Source organism: Knoellia sp. p5-6-4, from assembly GCF_029222705.1.
GTDB lineage: Bacteria > Actinomycetota > Actinomycetes > Actinomycetales > Dermatophilaceae > Pedococcus_A.
Genome location: NZ_JARGZF010000001.1, coordinates 1372649 through 1389514, shown reverse-complemented (window position 1 = coordinate 1389514; position 16866 = coordinate 1372649). Strand labels below are relative to the sequence as shown.

The window sequence follows — 16866 nt, the reverse complement described above, 5'->3', positions numbered from 1 at the left end:
TTTCGGGCGAAATCCCTCCAATCCCCTTGCAGCGGAGCGCCTCATGACCACGCATCTCTTCCTTCCCTCGTCCGGGCACGGACGACGCCTGGTGGCACTGGCGGTCGCCGCAGCCTCGCTCACGGCTGCCGGGTGCAGCGCCGTCGGACCGGCCGAGGGCCAGGGCGGGGGCACCGCCAGCGGTGGGGCGGCGGCGGGTGCCGCCGGCTCGGACGCCTACGGTGAGCCCGCCTCCGCCGGCGAGGTGGCCAAGGGTGGCGCGCTGGTGATGGCGCTCTCCGCAGAGCCCGACCAGCTCGACCCGACCTTGTCGGGCAGCCTCTACTCGAGGTACGTCTTCCACGCGATGTGCCAGAAGCTCTACGACGTCGACCAGGACGCCAAGGTCGTGCCGCAGCTGGCCACCGCGCTTCCCACCGTCAGCGGCGACGGCAGGACCGTCACCATCCCCGTGCGCGACGGCGTGACCTTCGCCGACGGCACGCCGTTCAACGCCGAGGCGGTCAAGTCGACCCTCGAGCGCAACCTGACCCTCGAGGGGTCGGGCCGCAAGAGCGAGCTCGGGCCGGTCACCAAGGTCGAGGCCAAGGACGCCAAGACCGTGGTGATCACGCTCTCGAAGCCCTTCGCTCCGCTGACGGCCGCGCTGACCGACCGCGCCGGCAGGATCCTCAGCCCGAAGGCGACCAAGGCGCTGGGCTCGAAGTTCGCCACCGCGCCCGTGTGCGTCGGCCCGTTCAAGTTCTCCAAGCGCGTGCCGCAGAACTCCATCGAGCTCGTGAAGGACCCGAACTTCTACGACGCCGACAAGGTCAACTTCGACAAGATCACCTACCGGATCATCACCGATGCCAGCATCCGCGCCGCGAACCTCCGGTCCGGTGACGTCATGGTGGCCGACTCGCTCTCCGCGCAGGACGTCCCCGCCCTCCAGAAGGAGAAGAGCCTGCAGATCCTGCAGTCGCAGTCGCTGGGCTACCAGGGCGTCACCTTCAACGTGGGCAACGTCGACGGCGTCGGCACCCCGGCGAAGGCGATCGACCGGCCCGAGGCCAAAGACCCCCGCATCCGCCAGGCGTTCGAGTACGCCATCGACCGGGCCGGGCTGGTGAAGGTCGTCTTCAACGACTACAACACCGTGGCCTGCTCGCCCATCTCGCCCAAGAGCGAGTTCTCCACGGAGGCCGTGCAGAAGTGCACGCCTCACGACCCGGCCAAGGCCAAGGCGCTGCTGAAGGAAGCCGGCGTCACGACGCCGTTCCCGATCCAGATGATCACCTCCAACAACCCGGACAGCCTTCGACTCGCCCAGGCACTCCAGTCCATGGTCAAGGAGGGCGGGTTCGACCTGAAGATCCAGCCCGTCGAGTACGCCTCGCTGCTCGACCAGCAGGACCGCGGTGACTTCTCCCTGCTGCAGCTCGGCTGGTCCGGCCGCATCGACCCCGACGCCAACATCACCAACTTCGTCGGCACCGGCGGCAGCCAGAACGTCGCGGGCTACAACAACGCCGAGGTCGACAGCCTGCTCGAGAAGGCGCGCGAGTCCCAGGACCTTGCCGAGCGCCAGGGCCTGTATGCCCAGGTCGTCGACAAGCTGCACCAGGACAACCCGCTGATCTACCTCTACCGCCAACGGAACCTGACCGGGGTGTCGACCAAGGTCAAGGGTGTCCAGGTGTTCCCCGACGGTGTGGTCCGGCTCGGCTTCGCCGGGATGGCCAAGTAGGCGCCGTGCGGGGCTACCTTCTGCGCAGGGCCTGGCACTCCCTGCTGACCCTGGTGCTGGCCACCGTCGTGGTGTTCCTCGGCGTCCGTGCGCTCCCCGGTGACCCTGCCCTCGCCCTCGCGGGCGAGGACCGGACTCCGGAGGCGCTGGCGGCCATCCGGAGCGAGTACGGCCTCGACCAGTCGCTGCCGGTGCAGTTCTGGGCCTTCCTGACCAACGCGCTCCAGGGAGATCTCGGCACCTCGATCCGCACCGGTCAGCCCGTGAGCGACATGCTCCGCACGGCGCTGCCCGTCACGCTCGAGCTGTCGCTCCTGGCCATCGCGATCGCCGTGGTCCTCGGCGTCGGCGCCGGCGTCGTGGCCGCCGTCCGCCGGGGACGTCCCGCCGAGTGGGTGGCCAACGCCCTCGCCCTTCTCGGGCTGTCCGTGCCGCACTTCTGGCTCGGCCTGGTCGCGATCCTGTAGCTCTCGGTCGCAACGGGCCTGTTCCCCGCCTCGGGCTTCGTGCCGGTGTCGGAGGGCCTGGCCCAGAACCTGCACCACCTGGCCCTGCCCGCGGTCATCCTCGGCACCGGACTGTCGGCCGTGATCATGCGACAGACGCGTTCGTCGATGCTCGACGCCCTGTCCACCGACTTCGTCCGCACCGCCGAGGCCAAGGGGCTGAGGCCGCGCGCAGTCATCGGCCGGCACGCCCTGCGCAACAGCCTCATCGTGGTCGTGACCATCGTGGGCCTGCAGCTCGGCGGACTCATCTCAGGCGCCGTGGTGACGGAGCAGATCTTCGGCCTGCCGGGCTTCGGCAAGCTCACGATCGACGCGGTCTTCCAGCGCGACTACCCCGTCATCCAGGCCGTCGTCCTCGTCACCGCGACCGCCTACATCGTGATCAACTTCGCCGTCGACCTGCTCTACTCGATCATCGACCCCCGGGTCCGCGTCACCGGAGATGCCTCATGAGTGTCGACACCGCCCTCACCCAGGCGCCCGCATCGGCTCCGGCCGAGGCGTCCCAGGGGTCCCGGGTCATCCGGCGGCTGCGCCGGAACCCGTTGGCCGTCATCAGCTCCGTCGTGCTCGCAGTGGCGGTCGTCGTGGCCATGTTCGCGCCGCTGTTGGCGCCGTACGCCCCCGAGCAGACCGACTTCGCCAACACCCTGGCGCCGCCGGGCACCCCGGGGCACCTGCTGGGCACCGACGACCTCGGGCGCGACGTGCTGTCGCGCATCATCCTGGGCAGCAGGGCGTCGCTGCAGGTCGCGGCGCTGGCGGTCTTCACCGCCCTGGTCATCGGCGTGCCCCTCGGTCTGGTCGCCGGCTACTTCCGTGCGGCCGACTCGGTGATCTCGCGTCTGACCGACCTGTTGCTCGCCTTCCCGTTCCTCATCCTCGCCGTCGGCTTCGCGGCGATCCGCGGTGCCAGCCTGGGCAACGCCGCCGTGGCCATCGGCATCGCCCAGATACCGGGCGTCATCCGCGTGGTCCGTTCCGACGCGCTTCGCCTGAAGTCGCTCGACTTCGTGGCCGCGGCAGTGGTGGACGGCGCCAGCGACCTGTGGGTGCTGCGCAGGCACATCCTGCCCAACGCGACCTCGGTCGTGCTGGTGCAGGCCACGGTCGCCATCCCGGCCGCCATCCTCGGCGAGGCCGTCCTGTCCTTCCTCGGGCTGGGCATCCAGCCACCCTCCCCGAGCCTCGGCACCATGCTGGCGAACGCACAGCAGTTCGCGGCGCGGGCCCCGTGGGCGGCGGTCCTGCCAGGCCTGGCCATCATGACCCTTGCCCTGGCGTTCAACGTGTTCGGTGACAGCCTGCGCGACGCCCTCGACCCGAAGGCGAACCGCCGATGAACGCTGTTGCCTCCCCTGAGCACCTCGCCGACGCGCCACCGGTCCTCGAGGTGCGCGACCTGAGCGTCACCTTCCGCACGGAGACCGGGTCGGTCTCGGCCGTCGACGGCGTCGACCTGCGTCTGGCTCCCGGTGAGATCGTCGGGATCGTGGGCGAGTCCGGCTGCGGCAAGAGCGTCACGGCCATGAGCCTCGCCGGCCTCCTTCCCCGCAGCGCACGCGTCGAGGGCTCGGTACGTCTCCAGGGCGAGGAGCTGGTGGGAGCCCGTCCCGGCACGCTGCGCGCCGCCCGGGGGCGCGACATCGCCTACATCTTCCAGGAGCCCATGAGCTCGCTGAACCCGGTGCTCACCGTGGGTCGGCAGATCGCCGAGGTCCTCCAGGTCCACGAGCGCCTCTCGCGGCGGCAGGCGCTGGAGCGCGCGGTGGAGCTGCTGGCCCTGGTGGGCATCCCGTCGCCCCGGGAGCGGGTGAAGCACTACCCGCACCAGCTGTCGGGCGGCATGCGCCAGCGGGTGATGATCGCCATGGCGGTGGCGTGCAGCCCGAAGGTGCTCGTGGCGGACGAGCCCACGACCGCCCTCGACGTCACGGTGCAGGCGGGCATCCTCGACGTGCTCCGCGACCTGCGGGACAGGTTCGGCACCAGCATCCTCGTGATCACCCACGACCTCGGCGTGATCGCGGACATCGCCGACCGGGTGGTGGTGATGTATGCCGGCCGCGTCGTCGAGAGGGCCGGCGCCCAGCGGATGTTCGACCGTCCGCAGCACCACTACGCCGCCGGCCTGCTCTGCGCCTCGCCGACCCCCGGGCGTCACGCGGGGACACACCGGCTGCAGGAGATCCCGGGACTCGTGCCGGTGCTCGAGTCCCAGCCCGACGCGTGCACCTTCGCGGACCGGTGCCCAGCCGCCACGCAACGGTGCTCCTCGTCGGCGCCGCCGCTGGAACCGGCGCCGCTGGCAGCCCAGGCCGGTGGCCACCCCCACGAGGTGGCGTGCTGGCATCCCCGCGGGGACCGACCCCGCCCGACCGTGGAGGAGCGCTCGTGAGCAAGGCCCGCGACAACCAGGCCGCCGCAGGCGACCCCGAGGTGGTGCTCGAGCTCGACGACCTCGCCATGCACTTCGGGCCCGTGCGCGCGGTGGACGGCGTCTCGCTGCGCATCCGCCGCGGACAGGTCACGGCGCTGGTGGGGGAGAGCGGCTCGGGGAAGTCGACGGTGGGCCGGTGCATCGTGCGGCTCGTCGAACCCACCGGTGGCACGGTCCGGCTGGCCGGCACCGACATCACGCACCTGTCCCGGTCGCAGATGCGCAGCCACCGGCGCGACGTGTCCATCGTCTTCCAGGACCCAGCCGGGTCGCTCGACCCGCGCATGCTCGTCGGTGACATCGTCGCCGAGCCGCTCCAGCTCCAGGGAGTCCGGCTCTCGCGCAAGGAGCGCGCCGAACGTGTCTCCCACGGGCTGCGGCGCGTGGGCCTGCGGTCCGAGGTCGCCAGGCGCTACCCCCACGAGCTCTCCGGGGGGCAGCGCCAGCGGGTCAGCATCGCCCGGGCCCTGATGTCGGAGCCGACGCTGCTCGTCGCCGACGAGCCCACCAGCGCCCTCGACGTCTCGGTGCAGGCGGCGGTGCTCAACCTCTTGGCCGACCTCCAGCGCGACATCGGGTTCGCCTGCCTGTTCATCACCCACGACCTCTCGGCCGTGGAGTACCTCGCCGACGACATCGCCGTGATGTACCTCGGGCAGCTCGTCGAGCAGGGCTCTCGCGAGGAGATCTTCGCTCGCCCCCGCCACCCGTACACGCAGGCGCTGCTGGCGGCTGCGCCCGTGGCGGACCCGGGGCGCCAGAGGTCGCGCACGCGGGTGCTGCTGGGGGACGACCTGCCCTCGGCGATGGACCCGCCGTCCGGCTGCCGGTTCCACACCCGCTGCCCGGTCGCCGTCGCCCGGTGCGCGGAGGAGGTGCCCGCACTGCGCAGGTCGGGGGGCGCGTCGGTGGCGTGCCACTTCGTGCACGAGGACGGGAGCGCCCCGGACATTCGTCAGGACCAGCCCGTCACCACGACAGGGAGCCCCGCATGACCTTCACGACCCGGCCGACGCTCGAGGGCACCTTCGGCATGGTGTCGTCGACGCACTGGGCGGCCTCCCAGTCGGCGATGCGCCTCCTCGAGCTCGGTGGCAACGCCTTCGACGCAGCGGTCGCCGCCGGCTTCGTGCTGCACATCGTGGAGCCACACCTCAACGGGCCGGGAGGTGAGGTGCCGGCGATCATCGCCACGGCCGAGGACCCCCGCCCCCGAGTGCTCGCCGGGCAGGGGCCCGCGCCGGCGGCCGCCACGATCGAGCACTACCGGGCAGAGGGCCTTGACCTCATCCCCGGTTCCGGCCCCTTGGCGGCAGCCGTGCCCGGAGCGGTGGACGCGTGGCTGTTGCTGTTGCGTGACAGCGGGACGCGCAGCCTCCTCGAGGTGCTTGAGCCGGCCATCGGCTATGCCCGCTCCGGCCACCCGCTCATCGGACGCGTCAGCGCCACGATCGAGACGGTGCGTGAGCTGTTCGAGAACGACTGGCCCACCTCGGCCGACCTCTGGCTCAGCCGGGGCCGTGCGCCGCAGCCGGGGTCCCTGTTCGCCAACCCGACCTACGCCGACACGTTGGAGCGGCTCGTGCGGGAGGGGCAGGCGGCGGGGGGAAGCCGCGAGGCCCAGATCGACGCAGCCCGCCGGGCGTGGAGCCAGGGCTTCGTCGCCGAGGCCGTCGATGCATTCTCGCGCAAGGCGTTTCGTGACTCCAGCGGTGAGGCGCACTCCGGTCTCGTGACCGGCGCCGACATGGCTGCCTACGCGGCGTCGTGGGAGGACCCGGCCACCATCGAGTGGCAGGGGCACACCGTGGCCAAGACCGGCCCGTGGGGCCAGGGGCCGGCCCTGCTCCAGACCTTGCGCCTGCTCGATGCGGTGGCTGACCCGGCCGCGCTGGACCCGGGCACCCCCGACGGCATCCACGTGGTCGCCGAGTCCCTCAAGCTCGCCTTCGCCGACCGCGAGGCCTGGTACGGCGACGGGGAGGTCCCCCTCGAGGCCCTGCTCTCCACCGCCTACGCGGCCGAGCGCGCCTCGCTCATCGGCGAGCGTGCCTCGGAGGACCTGCGACCCGGCAGCCCGGACGGACGCGAACCGGCTGTCGCGGCATACGTGCAGGGCGGAGCCGAGCGCGCGACCGGTACCGGTGACGCGACCACCGGGGAACCCACGGTGTCGCGGTCGGGCGTCACGCGTGGGGACACCTGCCACGTGGACGTCGTGGACCGCTGGGGGAACATGGTCTCGGCGACGCCGAGCGGTGGCTGGCTGCAGAGCTCGCCCACCATCCCCGAGCTCGGCTTCTGTCTGGGCAGCCGGATGCAGATGTTCTGGCTCGAGGAGGGGCTCGCCTCCTCGCTCGCACCCGGCAAGCGCCCGCGCACCACGCTCACCCCCACCCTGGTGCTGCGTGACGGACAGCCCTACCTGGCCTGCGGTTCGCCCGGGGGCGACCAGCAGGACCAGTGGCAGCTGCTCTTCCTGCTGCGCCACCTCGTTCAGGGCCAGGGGCTCCAGGAGGCCATCGACGCCCCGGCGTGGCACACCACCAGCTTCCCCGGTTCGTTCTACCCGCGGGAGACCGAGCCCGGCGTCATCGTCGCCGAGGACCGGCTCGGCGACGACACCTTTGCCGACCTCGAGCGCCGCGGCCACACGGTGCGCGTCTCGGACCCCTGGAGCCTCGGCCGGCTCTGCGCCGTCACGCGCGACCCGGGTTCGGGGGTGCTGCGCGCCGGCGCCAACCCGCGGGGGATGCAGGGCTATGCCGTGGGTCGCTGAGCAGGGCGCGGCTCAGCGGGTCTGCTCGGCAGGGTCGTCACCCGCGTGCTCCAGCGCCGCGTGCGCAGCAGCGTCGGTGTGGGCGCGCGCGGCCGCCTCGGCCCCCTCGGCGTCGCCTGCCTCGATCGCGTCGACGAGGCGAATGTGCTCCTGCCACGAGTGCGGGGCCCGGTGGGCGGCTCCGATGCGGAACACCCACTGCACGTGCAGGTACAGCGCGCTCGCGATCGAGGAGAGCCAGCGGTTGCCGCTGATCTCGATCACGCGCCGGTGCAGCTCGGTGTTCAGCTCGGCCACGCGCGAGAGGTCGTCGCGGTCCGTCGCCTCCCGTGCGGCGTCGAGGAGGGCTCGGAGGTCGGCCACGTCCTGTGGGGTGGCGCGCTGCGCGGCCAGCCGGGCGGCCACGGACTCCAAGGCGGTTCGCACGGCGAAGAGGTCCGCGATGGCTGACGCGTCCGGCGTGGCGACCACGGCTCCGCGCCGCGGCACCATCGTGACCAGGCCGTCGGCCTCGACGATCCGCAGGGCCTCGCGCACCGGGTTGCGGGAGACCCCGAAGTCGGCGGCGAGGCGGTCCTCCGTGAGCCGCTGCCCCGGCGGGTAGTCGCCGTCGACGATCCGCTGCCGCAGCTCCGCGAGCACCTGGTCGCGCAGGGCCTGGTGCCGGCCTCCGATCGTGCGGTCCCCGTCGGTGAGCGCCATTGCCCCTTCTTCCTCGTCCGTCCTCGAGCGGTCTCCGCCCGTTCCGCCACTCCCGGCAGTTCGTATACGAAAGACAATCTATGCCAATCCCGTCCCTGAACCTCGGACACCCGGCCCAGGCGGCGCTGACCGCAGTGCCGCCGACGACCTGGTTGCTGGCGGTGAGCCCGGTGGTGCTGCTGCTCGCGCTGGTGCTGTGGGGCCGCTTCTCCACCATCGTCAACGCGGGCACCACGGTCGCCTACAGCGTGGCGGTGGCGGTCGCGGCCTTCGGTGCCGGGCCGCTCACGGTGGGCGTGGGCCTCGGCAAGGGGGCGTGGGTGGGCCTGTGGATCCTGTACGTCATCTGGCCCGCGCTGCTGATGCACCACCTCGCCTCCCACGTCGGGATGGCCGCGCTCGGGCGGGCCCTGTCCACGCTGCTGCCGCGCCGCACCGAGAACGTGCTGCTCCTCGCCTGGGTGCTGCCGTCGTTCATCCAGGGCGTGTCGGGCTTCGGCACCCCGATCGCGGTGGCTGCCCCGCTGCTCGTGGCCCTGGGCGTCGGCACCACCCGTGCGGTGGCGCTGCCGCTCATCGGCTACCACTGGGCGGTGGGCTTCGGCTCCATGGGCTCGTCCTTCTACATGGGCGCCCTCACGGCCCACCTCGACACCGCGGAGCAGGCCGGGTATGCCGCCGCGGCGGCTGTCGTCCTCGGCGTCAACTGCGTGCTCGCGGGCGTGCTCGTGGCCGTCATGGACGGTGGGTGGGGCGGTCTGCGCCAGGGGTGGCGGATGCTGCTGACCGTCGGTCCCGTCATGGCGCTGGTGCAGGCGGGCGCGGCACGGCTCGAGCCCGGCATCGGCGCGCTCTGTGCCGGGGCCTCCGGTATCGCCGTCGTGCTCGTGCTCCGGGCGCTGACGCGCCGCGGGGAGGGCTCTTCCGAGGAGGGGGCCGCGGCGACGGTGGGCGTGGCGGCTGGCCACGCCACGGCATATGCGGACCGCACGGGGGCCGACGCCCCGCCTGCGCAGGTTTCCGCACCGGGCGGTTCGGGAACCGGACCGGACGACGGCGAGCCGGTCGAACGCACCCGTGAGAGGGCCCGGGCGGCGGCAGTGCCCTATGTGCTCCTCGGCGTGGTCGCCCTCGCCATCTTCCTGCCGCCGGCCCTGCGCACCTGGGCGAAGGGCCACCTGCTGCTCGGGCCGTCCTTCCCCCCGACCACGACGTCGCGCGGCACGCTCAACGAGGCCGTCGACCTCTACAACCCCATCGCGCTGGTCGGTCACCCCGGCACGTTCCTCCTCCTCGCCTGCCTCGGCAGCGTGCTCGTGTGGCGCCGGATGGGCGCGTGGGGCCGCGGCGCCTGGGCTGCGGTGTGGCGGGGAGCGCTCCGCCAGGCCTGGAAGTCCTCACCGTCCGTGGTGCTCCTCGCATCTGTGGCCGGCGTGCTCGTCGACAGCGGGATGGTGCGCACCGTCGCCCAGGGCGCCGCCGTGGCGACCGGGCAGGCCTACCCGGCCATCGCGCCGCTGGTGGGGGCCCTCGGGTCGTTCATCACCGGGTCGACCACCAGCTCCAACGCCCTCTTCTCCTCGCTGCAGGCGGACGTGGCCCACCTCGTCGGCGACCGGCCGGCCGACCTGCTCGCGGGGCAGCTGGCCGGGGGCAACATCGGCAACTCCCTGGCGCCGGTGGTGATCCTGCTGGGGCTGAGCGCCGTGGGTGCGGCCCGGCGCACGGGCGAGGTGCTCCGACTCACGCTGCTGCCGGCTGCCGTGCTGCTGCTGTCGGCCGTCACGGCGACCTGGGTGCTGGTGGCCCTGCACCGGTGAGGGCCGTCGGCGCGGTGGCCTAAGGTTCATCGCGTGACCAGCGGACTCTTCATCGTCTTCGAGGGAGGCGACGGCGCGGGCAAGTCCACCCAGGTGGCCCTGCTGCGCGAGGCCCTCGAGCGAGCCGGCCGCACGGTCACGGTCACGCGGCAGCCCGGGGGCACCCCGCTGGGCCAGCAGATCCGAGACCTCGTGCTGCACGGCGACCACGTGGCGCCGCGCGCCGAGGCCCTGCTCTTCGCGGCCGACAAGGCACACCATGTCGAGACGCTCGTGCGACCGGCGCTGCAGCGCAGTGAGGTGGTCATCAGCGACCGCTACACCGACTCCTCGGTGGCCTACCAGGGCGCCGGGCGCGACCTCGGCGCCCAGGAGGTGCACGACCTCAACATGTGGGCTGTCGAGGACCTGGTGCCCGACCTGACCGTCGTGGTCGACATCAGCGCGCAGGAGGGCCGGCGCCGCCGCGGCGAGGTGCACGACCGCCTCGAGTCGGAGCAGGACGACTTCCACGAGGCGATCCGCCAGCACTTCCTCTCCATGGCGCAGGGCAACCCCGAGCGCTACCTGATCGTCGACGGCACCGAGGCGCCGGAGCAGATCCACGCCGCGGTGATGAAGAGGCTCGAGTCCATGGGGGCGGTCGAGCCGTGACGGTCTGGCGCGACGTCATCGGGCAGGAGTCCGCAGTCGAGATGCTGCACCGGGCGGCGACCGACCCCGGGGCGATGACCCACGCCTGGCTGCTCACGGGCCCGCCCGGCTCCGGCAGGTCCGTCGCCGCCCGGGCCTTCGCCGCCGCGCTGCAGTGCCCGTCGACCGGGTGCGGGGAGTGCATCGAGTGCCGCACGGCCATGGACGGCTCGCACGCCGACGTCGACGTGATCGCCACCGAGGGGCTCTCGATCAAGGTCGAGCAGGCCCGCGACCTGGCGGCCCTCTCGGCCCACCGGCCCTCGGTCGGCCCATGGCGGGTCATCATCATCGAGGACGCCGACCGCCTCACCGAGCGCGCGGCCGACGCCCTGCTCAAGGCGCTCGAGGAGCCGGTGGCACGCACGGTCTGGATCCTCTGCGCGCCCTCCGTCGAGGACGTCGTCATCACCATCCGCTCGCGCTCGCGCCACGTGCGCCTGCGCACGCCGCCGGCCGAGGCGGTCGCCGATTTGCTCCAGCGCCGCGACGGCATCGACGCGCCGATGGCGATGTATGCCGCGCGGGCGGCCCAGAGCCACGTGGGCCTGGCCCGGCGCCTCGCCCGCGACGAGGGCGCCCGGATCCGGCGCCGCGACGTCGTCGCGCTCGCGGGCAAGATCCGCGGTGTCGGGCATGCCATCGACGCCGCCTCCGACCTCGCGAAGATCGCGGAGGACGAGTCCGGGGCTGCGTCGTCGGAGCGGGACGCGGCCGAGCGCCAGCGGCTCATGGAGACGCTCGGTGCGGACCCGTCCGCACGCACCCAGCCCCCGCACATCCGCTCCCAGCTCGCCTCGCTGGAGAAGGAGCAGAAGGCGCGGGCCACGCGCTACGCACGTGACGTGCTCGACCGCTCGCTGCTCGACCTGCTGTCCGTCTACCGCGACGCGCTGGTGCTGCACACCGGGGCGCCGATCGACCTGGTCAACCAGGACAGCATGGGCGAGGTGCAGCGGCTGGCCCAGGCGATGAGTTCGGAGCAGCTGCTGCACGCCATCGACGCGATCGGCACGGCCCGGGAACGGATCGGCCTCAACGTCAACCCGTTGCTGGCGCTGGAGGCCATGGCCCTCTCGCTGCGCCTCCCGGCCTGACCGGGGCGGGCTTGCGGGGCCGCGCACGGTTCCTCGGGATACGGTCGGGTGCATGACTGTGAAGGGACGCTCCCTCGCTGCGGCCGCGACCGTGCTGGCGCTCGCCCTGTCCGGCTGCACGCTGTTCGACGACGGGGGGTCCGATAACGCGGTGTCCACGCCGACCGTGCCGCAGACGCCGCCGACGGGCGCCGAGGACCTCGCGCAGTACTACGGGCAGAAGCTCTCGTGGAGCAAGTGCGCCGGCGGGCAGTGCGCCGAACTGACCGTTCCGCTCAGCTACGACGACCCCGACGGGGAGACGATCAAGGTCGAGGTCCTGAGGGTGCCGGCCAGCCGCCAGAAGAGCCGCGTCGGCTCCCTCGTGGTCAACCCCGGCGGGCCGGGCGGTTCGGGGGTCGACTACGCCCAGGCCGCCGACTTCATCGTCGGCAAGCCCGTGCGCCAGCGTTTCGACGTCGTCGGGTTCGACCCGCGCGGCGTCGACCGGTCGGCTCCCATCGACTGCCTCGACGACCGGCAGCTCGACCGGTTCCTCGGGTCGGACCCGACGCCGGACTCCGCGGCGGAGGAGCAGTCCTTCGCCGAGAACGCCGAGTCGTTCGCGCAGGCGTGCAAGGCCAACGCGGGCCCCCTGCTCGGTCACGTGTCGACCGTCGACGCGGCCAAGGACATGGACATCCTGCGCGCCGCGCTCGGCGACCCGAAGCTCAACTACCTCGGCAAGTCCTACGGGACCTACCTCGGGGCCACCTACGCCGACCTGTTCCCGGAGTCGGTCGGACAGTTCGTGCTCGACGGCGTCGTGGCGCCCGACCTCACCTCGGCGGAGGTCAACGAGGGTCAGGCAGCGGGCTTCGAGCTGGCCACCCGGGCGTGGGCCGAGGACTGCGTCTCCGAGGGTGACTGCCCGCTCGGCGGCTCGGTCGACGAGGTGATGGAGGGCATGCGGGACTTCCTCAAGGGCCTCGACGAGAACCCGATTCCCTCGGGCGACCCGCAGGCACCGGAGCTGACCGAGGGCTGGGGCTCGCTCGGCATCGCGGCGGCCATGTACGACCAGGGCTCGTGGGGCATCCTCACCGACGCGCTGCGCGCCGCCGTCGACAACCGCAACGGGCGGGACCTGATGGCCCTCGCCAACACCTACGCCGACCGCACCGACACCGGCCAGTACACCGGCAACATCATGGAGGTCATCTACGCCGTCAACTGCCTCGACAAGCCCGACACCGACGACCTGTCGGTCTACCAGAAGCAGGCGCAGGAGTTCACCGCCAGCGCGCCCACGTGGGGGCCGTTCCTGGCGTGGAGCTCGCTGCCCTGCGGCTACTGGCCGGTGGAGGGCGACGGTGAGCCCAAGAAGATCACCGCCGAGGGCAGCGGGCCCATCGTCGTCGTCGGCACGACCCGCGACCCCGCCACCCCCTACGAGTGGTCCGTGCGGCTCAACGACCAGCTGGCCAACAGCGCGCTCATCACCTACGACGGCGACGGCCACACGGCATACACGCGCAGCAACAGCTGCGTCGACGGGGCCATCGACAACTACTACGTGAAGAAGCAGGTGCCCCGCGACGGGTTGAAGTGCTAGCCGGTTCGGCATTTGACGGGGCCATCCGTATACTCATGCCCCGTGCCCACGGCACCTGCCGCCTTAGCTCAGTCGGCCAGAGCGATTCACTCGTAATGAATAGGTCAAGGGTTCGATTCCCTTAGGCGGCTCAGACAACGCCCTCCGGTTCGCCGGAGGGCGTTTCTGCTGGTCAGAGCCCATGGGAACGCGTTTCGAGGCCGTCGAGCCGACCATCGCCAGGATGGCCGCAAGGAGCCGCTGCAGGCCTTCGAGGACGCCAGAAGGACACATGGCCACGTCTGCCTGCCCCCTCATCGACCCTCCACCCGACTCGCGCTGAGACGGTCCAGGGCGGCCGCAACGATGTCCAGCTCCTCGTCGTAGAGGTGTGCGTAGATGCGGGCGGTCGTGTTGATGGACTCATGTCCCATCGCTCGCTGGATCCACCGAAGGTCGGCGCCCGCGGCTCGTGCAAGGGAGCCGAAGGTCCGGCGCAGGTCGTGGGGTGTGACGCCCTCGAGTCCCAACTGTGTGGTGGCTCGAGCCCAACCGCTGCGCGACCTCCAGTTGCCGTTGCGGAGGTAGCCGCCGTCGGGAGCGGGGAACACCAGCTCGTCAGCACCGCGATCGACGGTCCGCTGCCGGAGCACGGGCTCAAGGAGAGCGGGGATGGCAACACTCCGCCTGGACGCTCGACTCTTCGGTGCGGACACGTCCATGCGTCCACCCACCTCGGTCGCCCGCTCCACGATCCGCACGCGGCGCCGTTGCAAGTCGACGTCCGACACCCTGAGCGCGGCCAGTTCCGACCATCGCAGTCCCAGGTAGGCCATCGCGAAGACTAGGTCGCCGTCCCTCCCGAGCTCATCAGCAAGGGAAGCCACCTGGTCGACCGTCAGGATTCGCTCCCTCGCCGGAGGTCGTCGAGGGAGACGCACACCTCGCGCTGGGTTCAACGCCAGTCGGCGGGTCTGAATGGCGAAGTCAAGAACCAGGCACAGCACTCGATGGGCCTGCCTGACCGTTTCCGGGCCCTTGATCTCGCTCAGCTTCTGGATCCAGTCGGCCACGTCGGCGTGCTCGATCCGGTTGACGCGCCAATCCCCGAAGTGGGGCTCGATGTTGCGCCAGCCGGCCCGGTAGTTCTGCCTCGTCGTCTCGCGCAGATGCTGCGTCCCGCTGTCGTGGTACTCCCGCCACACGTCGACGAGACGGACCTGTCCCCGGCGCGGGTCGATCCAGTCGCCGCGACGAATCTGGATGCTCACTTGGTCCTCGTAGGCCTCTGCATCACGTCGGCGATCGAACGACTTGTTGCGCTGCCGCCCGTCAGGACCGCGGTAGCGAACGCGCCACGAGACGGTCTTGCCATCACGCCACACCCGCTTCTCGATCATGCGACGTCCCGTTGCTGCTTCTCGAGCCAGGCGGCAACCACCGCGGCGTCGTAGCGCCGGTGTCGACCCACCTTGAAGGACGGTGGACCCGCACCTTGGACGGCCCAGTGGTGGAGTGTCGAGAGCGGCACGCTCAGGATCTCCGATACGTCCCGCACCGTCAGCAGCTTGGGGAACACCTGCGTCTGCTCCACGTCCATCGCCCTGCTCCTCTCATCTCCCGGCCTACCTGCCCGCTTTCTGTGCTGCCTTCCACTGGGCGTACTCGCGCGCTCGAGCTGCGGCGGCCTTGGCCATGGCTGCGTCCCCAGGCGTCTCCCAGCCGGTGCCGGCGAATGCCCACTGACCGATCACGAGTGTGGTCTCCTCGTCCTCGTCGGCCATCAGCTCGGCTTCGAGGTCCTTCAGGTCGATGCGCTGGCCGTCCGCTCGTGCCTGGGCGATCAGCACACTGGCCCGTCGCCGAGCACGTCGAAGAGCGCCGAGGGTCACTGAGTAGCGTCGCGACTTGGTCGAGAAGTGACCGCGGAAGCCGAGCATGTGCACCCACTTGGCCATGCGCTCGTAGGGGTGCTCGACTGGCCCGTCACCACCTCTTTCCTGCACCGCGCACTCATCCTCTTCGGCCCAATCGGCGATGGCATCGGCCACCTGCCTGAGCCGCTCGAGATGCCGGTTGGTCGCATCGTCGCCAGCGGACTCGGTGGCGGACTTGGTGGAGTACTTCGCGAGGTATCCGGCGACCTGCTCAGCGTCGAGGCCACGGTCGGGGTCGTCGGTGCGACGGTGGTGCCGGACGGGCCGGGTGTCGACCTGGGATCCGAAGCGCAGCGTCCGGGCGGTCGGTTGATCCAGCACGTCCGGTGCCACGAAGCTAACGGCTGCTGCGGCCTCGGCCACCAGATCCGCAACGACTCCAGCGTCAAGTGCCGGGGGAGCAGGGGCGAAACCGCCGTCCGTGCGAGGCCCGTCCAGACGCACCAGGGCGTGGAAGTGGACAACACCCCGCAGCTGGAACTCGGCCACCTTCGCGTACTGGACCGTCGCGAGGTCGTTGAGCTTCGTGGGGCGGATCCCCAGGTGCCGGGCGACGCGGCGGCGGAGCGTGATCGTGAAGCGCCGCCACAGCTCCGGCGCCCACCACTGCCACACCACATGCGAGGCGTAGTCGTAGCACTCCCAGCAGATCGGCTGCCCCAGGAGTGAGTCGTCCTCGCGGTGGACGGCCATGCACGAGAGCGACCGACCATGCGGACACCGGCTCCGCTTTCCGGATCGCGGATGGCACCGGCGTCCGTCGCGCAGGCCGTGCACCGCCCCGAAGGAAGGTGCAGTGAGGGTGGCAAACACGAGCGGGTTGTCGACGACGTGCTCGGGCACCCCCTTGCCGCCCACGACCCCGCAGCGGATCAGGTGGAAGGTGTCCGCGGCATACAACCTCGAGCAGGAGGGGCACTTGCTCTCCCTGCGATTGCCGCAGCGCAGGTGCAGTACGCCAAGCGGCAGACGGTCGCTGCTGAACTCGCCGACGGCCTCGCCGGAACCCTTGTCGAAGGTGGTGCTGCGACCGCGCAGGCGGACCGGGTTGGCGCAGTACCCCACCCCCGCCGCGGCAGAGGCCCACTCGTCGAACGTTCGCGAAGTGAGGCGGCGGAGGATGTCCCGCTCTTGGGAGGGGGAGAGGTCCCCCAACGGCAGGCCGGCTCCCTCGCCGAATCCCGGGAAGTGCCGGGATTCGGTCGAAGGAGCCGGCTGTCGGGTCACGCCACGTCTCGTCGCTGACCCGGGCGGAGCGCGGCTTCGAGCACGTCGCCGAGGCGTGCCCCGCGTGCCAGGGCGTGGAGCATGGGCTTGCGTCGTGGCGGGATGAAACCACCCCAGATGCCGAACGCCTCGGCAAACACCAGTGCGGACGCGAGGCATGTGCGGCGTACGGGGCAGTCCCCGCAGACCGACAGTGACTCCTGCGTACGAAGACCCTTGCCGTCGTTGAACCACGCCCAGTTGGTGCTGCCCGAGCAGGCTGCATCCGGGTGCCAGTTGACGGGCTCGAGCTCTCGCAGGCTGGGTCCACCGGTCATGTCGACCCACGGCATGGGTCGGCCGTAGCCAAATCCAGGTACG

The 16866-nt window shown here is 71.4% G+C and carries 16 protein-coding genes and 1 tRNA gene; 12 read left to right on the top strand and 5 right to left on the bottom strand.

The features are described 5' to 3' along the window. Positions 1-43 precede the first annotated feature (43 nt). Genes P2F65_RS06695 through P2F65_RS06665 form a run of 7 tightly spaced genes read left to right on the top strand, consistent with a single transcriptional unit; the run spans position 44 to position 7457 of the window. Positions 44-1729, top strand: a complete 1686-nt coding sequence (locus P2F65_RS06695; RefSeq protein WP_275805365.1) for an ABC transporter substrate-binding protein — start codon at positions 44-46, stop codon at positions 1727-1729. A 5-nt stretch (positions 1730-1734) separates the two neighbouring features. Beyond that, positions 1735-2196 carry an ABC transporter permease gene (locus P2F65_RS06690; RefSeq protein ID WP_275805363.1) on the top strand — a complete coding sequence of 154 codons (462 nt, stop codon included), beginning with the start codon at positions 1735-1737 and terminating at the stop codon, positions 2194-2196. A gap of 39 nt (positions 2197-2235) precedes the next feature. Then, the gene (locus P2F65_RS06685; RefSeq protein WP_275805361.1) at positions 2236-2691 is read left to right on the top strand and encodes an ABC transporter permease; all 456 of its coding nucleotides are present in this window, start codon (positions 2236-2238) and stop codon (positions 2689-2691) included. After that, on the top strand, positions 2688-3581 hold the full coding sequence (locus tag P2F65_RS06680; protein WP_275805359.1) for an ABC transporter permease: 894 nt from the start codon (positions 2688-2690) through the stop codon (positions 3579-3581). The genes P2F65_RS06685 and P2F65_RS06680 overlap by 4 nt, the downstream gene beginning before the upstream one ends. Continuing rightward, entirely contained in the window at positions 3578-4636 is a 1059-nt protein-coding gene (locus tag P2F65_RS06675; protein WP_275805357.1) for an ABC transporter ATP-binding protein, read from the top strand. The genes P2F65_RS06680 and P2F65_RS06675 overlap by 4 nt, the downstream gene beginning before the upstream one ends. Beyond that, complete coding sequence (locus P2F65_RS06670) at positions 4633-5673, top strand: oligopeptide/dipeptide ABC transporter ATP-binding protein (protein ID WP_275805355.1); 1041 nt, start codon at positions 4633-4635, stop codon at positions 5671-5673. The genes P2F65_RS06675 and P2F65_RS06670 overlap by 4 nt, the downstream gene beginning before the upstream one ends. Beyond that, the gene (locus tag P2F65_RS06665) at positions 5670-7457 is read left to right on the top strand and encodes a gamma-glutamyltransferase family protein (protein ID WP_275805353.1); all 1788 of its coding nucleotides are present in this window, start codon (positions 5670-5672) and stop codon (positions 7455-7457) included. Before P2F65_RS06670 ends, P2F65_RS06665 begins: the two co-directional genes overlap by 4 nt. Positions 7458-7469: 12 nt before the next feature. On the opposite strand, the gene P2F65_RS06660 is transcribed toward P2F65_RS06665, so the two are convergent. Beyond that, positions 7470-8159, bottom strand: coding sequence for a GntR family transcriptional regulator (locus P2F65_RS06660; protein WP_275805351.1), 690 nt, complete (start codon positions 8157-8159; stop codon positions 7470-7472). Between the two features lie 80 nt (positions 8160-8239). Here P2F65_RS06660 and P2F65_RS06655 point away from each other — a divergent pair, with 80 nt between their 5' ends. The 5 genes from P2F65_RS06655 to P2F65_RS06635 all read left to right on the top strand — a co-directional run bounded on the left by P2F65_RS06655 (position 8240) and on the right by P2F65_RS06635 (position 13494). After that, positions 8240-9979 carry an L-lactate permease gene (locus P2F65_RS06655; protein WP_275805350.1) on the top strand — a complete coding sequence of 580 codons (1740 nt, stop codon included), beginning with the start codon at positions 8240-8242 and terminating at the stop codon, positions 9977-9979. 33 nt (positions 9980-10012) lie between these two features. Continuing rightward, positions 10013-10633, top strand: a complete 621-nt coding sequence (tmk, locus tag P2F65_RS06650) for a dTMP kinase (RefSeq protein WP_275805348.1) — start codon at positions 10013-10015, stop codon at positions 10631-10633. Further along, entirely contained in the window at positions 10630-11769 is a 1140-nt protein-coding gene (locus P2F65_RS06645; protein ID WP_275805346.1) for a DNA polymerase III subunit delta', read from the top strand. The genes tmk and P2F65_RS06645 overlap by 4 nt, the downstream gene beginning before the upstream one ends. Before the next feature lie 52 nt (positions 11770-11821). Then, complete coding sequence (locus tag P2F65_RS06640) at positions 11822-13363, top strand: alpha/beta hydrolase (RefSeq protein WP_275805344.1); 1542 nt, start codon at positions 11822-11824, stop codon at positions 13361-13363. Between the two features lie 57 nt (positions 13364-13420). Further along, a tRNA-Thr gene (locus P2F65_RS06635) sits at positions 13421-13494 on the top strand. Between the two features lie 162 nt (positions 13495-13656). On the opposite strand, the gene P2F65_RS06630 is transcribed toward P2F65_RS06635, so the two are convergent. From P2F65_RS06630 to P2F65_RS06615, 4 genes are read right to left on the bottom strand one after another with little or no spacing between them, the layout of a single operon-like run. Next, positions 13657-14742 carry a site-specific integrase gene (locus P2F65_RS06630; protein ID WP_275805342.1) on the bottom strand — a complete coding sequence of 362 codons (1086 nt, stop codon included), beginning with the start codon at positions 14740-14742 and terminating at the stop codon, positions 13657-13659. Further along, positions 14739-14942, bottom strand: a complete 204-nt coding sequence (locus P2F65_RS06625; RefSeq protein WP_275805340.1) for a helix-turn-helix domain-containing protein — start codon at positions 14940-14942, stop codon at positions 14739-14741. Before P2F65_RS06625 ends, P2F65_RS06630 begins: the two co-directional genes overlap by 4 nt. 25 nt (positions 14943-14967) lie before the next feature. Continuing rightward, positions 14968-16506 carry a replication initiator gene (locus P2F65_RS06620; RefSeq protein ID WP_275805338.1) on the bottom strand — a complete coding sequence of 513 codons (1539 nt, stop codon included), beginning with the start codon at positions 16504-16506 and terminating at the stop codon, positions 14968-14970. Beyond that, a complete protein-coding gene (locus tag P2F65_RS06615) occupies positions 16503-16838 on the bottom strand; it encodes a WhiB family transcriptional regulator (protein ID WP_275805336.1) in 336 nt (111 codons plus the stop codon). The genes P2F65_RS06620 and P2F65_RS06615 overlap by 4 nt, the downstream gene beginning before the upstream one ends. Positions 16839-16866: the final 28 nt, after the last annotated feature.

Excerpts from the sequence above, each read along its gene's own strand:
- P2F65_RS06695 (WP_275805365.1), top strand. The coding sequence starts at position 44 with ATGACCACGCATCTCTTCCTTCCCTCGTCCGGGCACGGACGACGCCTG.
- P2F65_RS06680 (WP_275805359.1), top strand. The coding sequence starts at position 2,688 with ATGAGTGTCGACACCGCCCTCACCCAGGCGCCCGCATCGGCTCCGGCC.
- P2F65_RS06675 (WP_275805357.1), top strand. The coding sequence starts at position 3,578 with ATGAACGCTGTTGCCTCCCCTGAGCACCTCGCCGACGCGCCACCGGTC.
- P2F65_RS06665 (WP_275805353.1), top strand. The coding sequence starts at position 5,670 with ATGACCTTCACGACCCGGCCGACGCTCGAGGGCACCTTCGGCATGGTG.
- P2F65_RS06660 (WP_275805351.1), bottom strand. The coding sequence starts at position 8,159 with ATGGCGCTCACCGACGGGGACCGCACGATCGGAGGCCGGCACCAGGCC.
- P2F65_RS06655 (WP_275805350.1), top strand. The coding sequence starts at position 8,240 with ATGCCAATCCCGTCCCTGAACCTCGGACACCCGGCCCAGGCGGCGCTG.
- P2F65_RS06640 (WP_275805344.1), top strand. The coding sequence starts at position 11,822 with ATGACTGTGAAGGGACGCTCCCTCGCTGCGGCCGCGACCGTGCTGGCG.
- P2F65_RS06630 (WP_275805342.1), bottom strand. The coding sequence starts at position 14,742 with ATGATCGAGAAGCGGGTGTGGCGTGATGGCAAGACCGTCTCGTGGCGC.
- P2F65_RS06625 (WP_275805340.1), bottom strand. The coding sequence starts at position 14,942 with ATGGACGTGGAGCAGACGCAGGTGTTCCCCAAGCTGCTGACGGTGCGG.
- P2F65_RS06615 (WP_275805336.1), bottom strand. The coding sequence starts at position 16,838 with ATGCCGTGGGTCGACATGACCGGTGGACCCAGCCTGCGAGAGCTCGAG.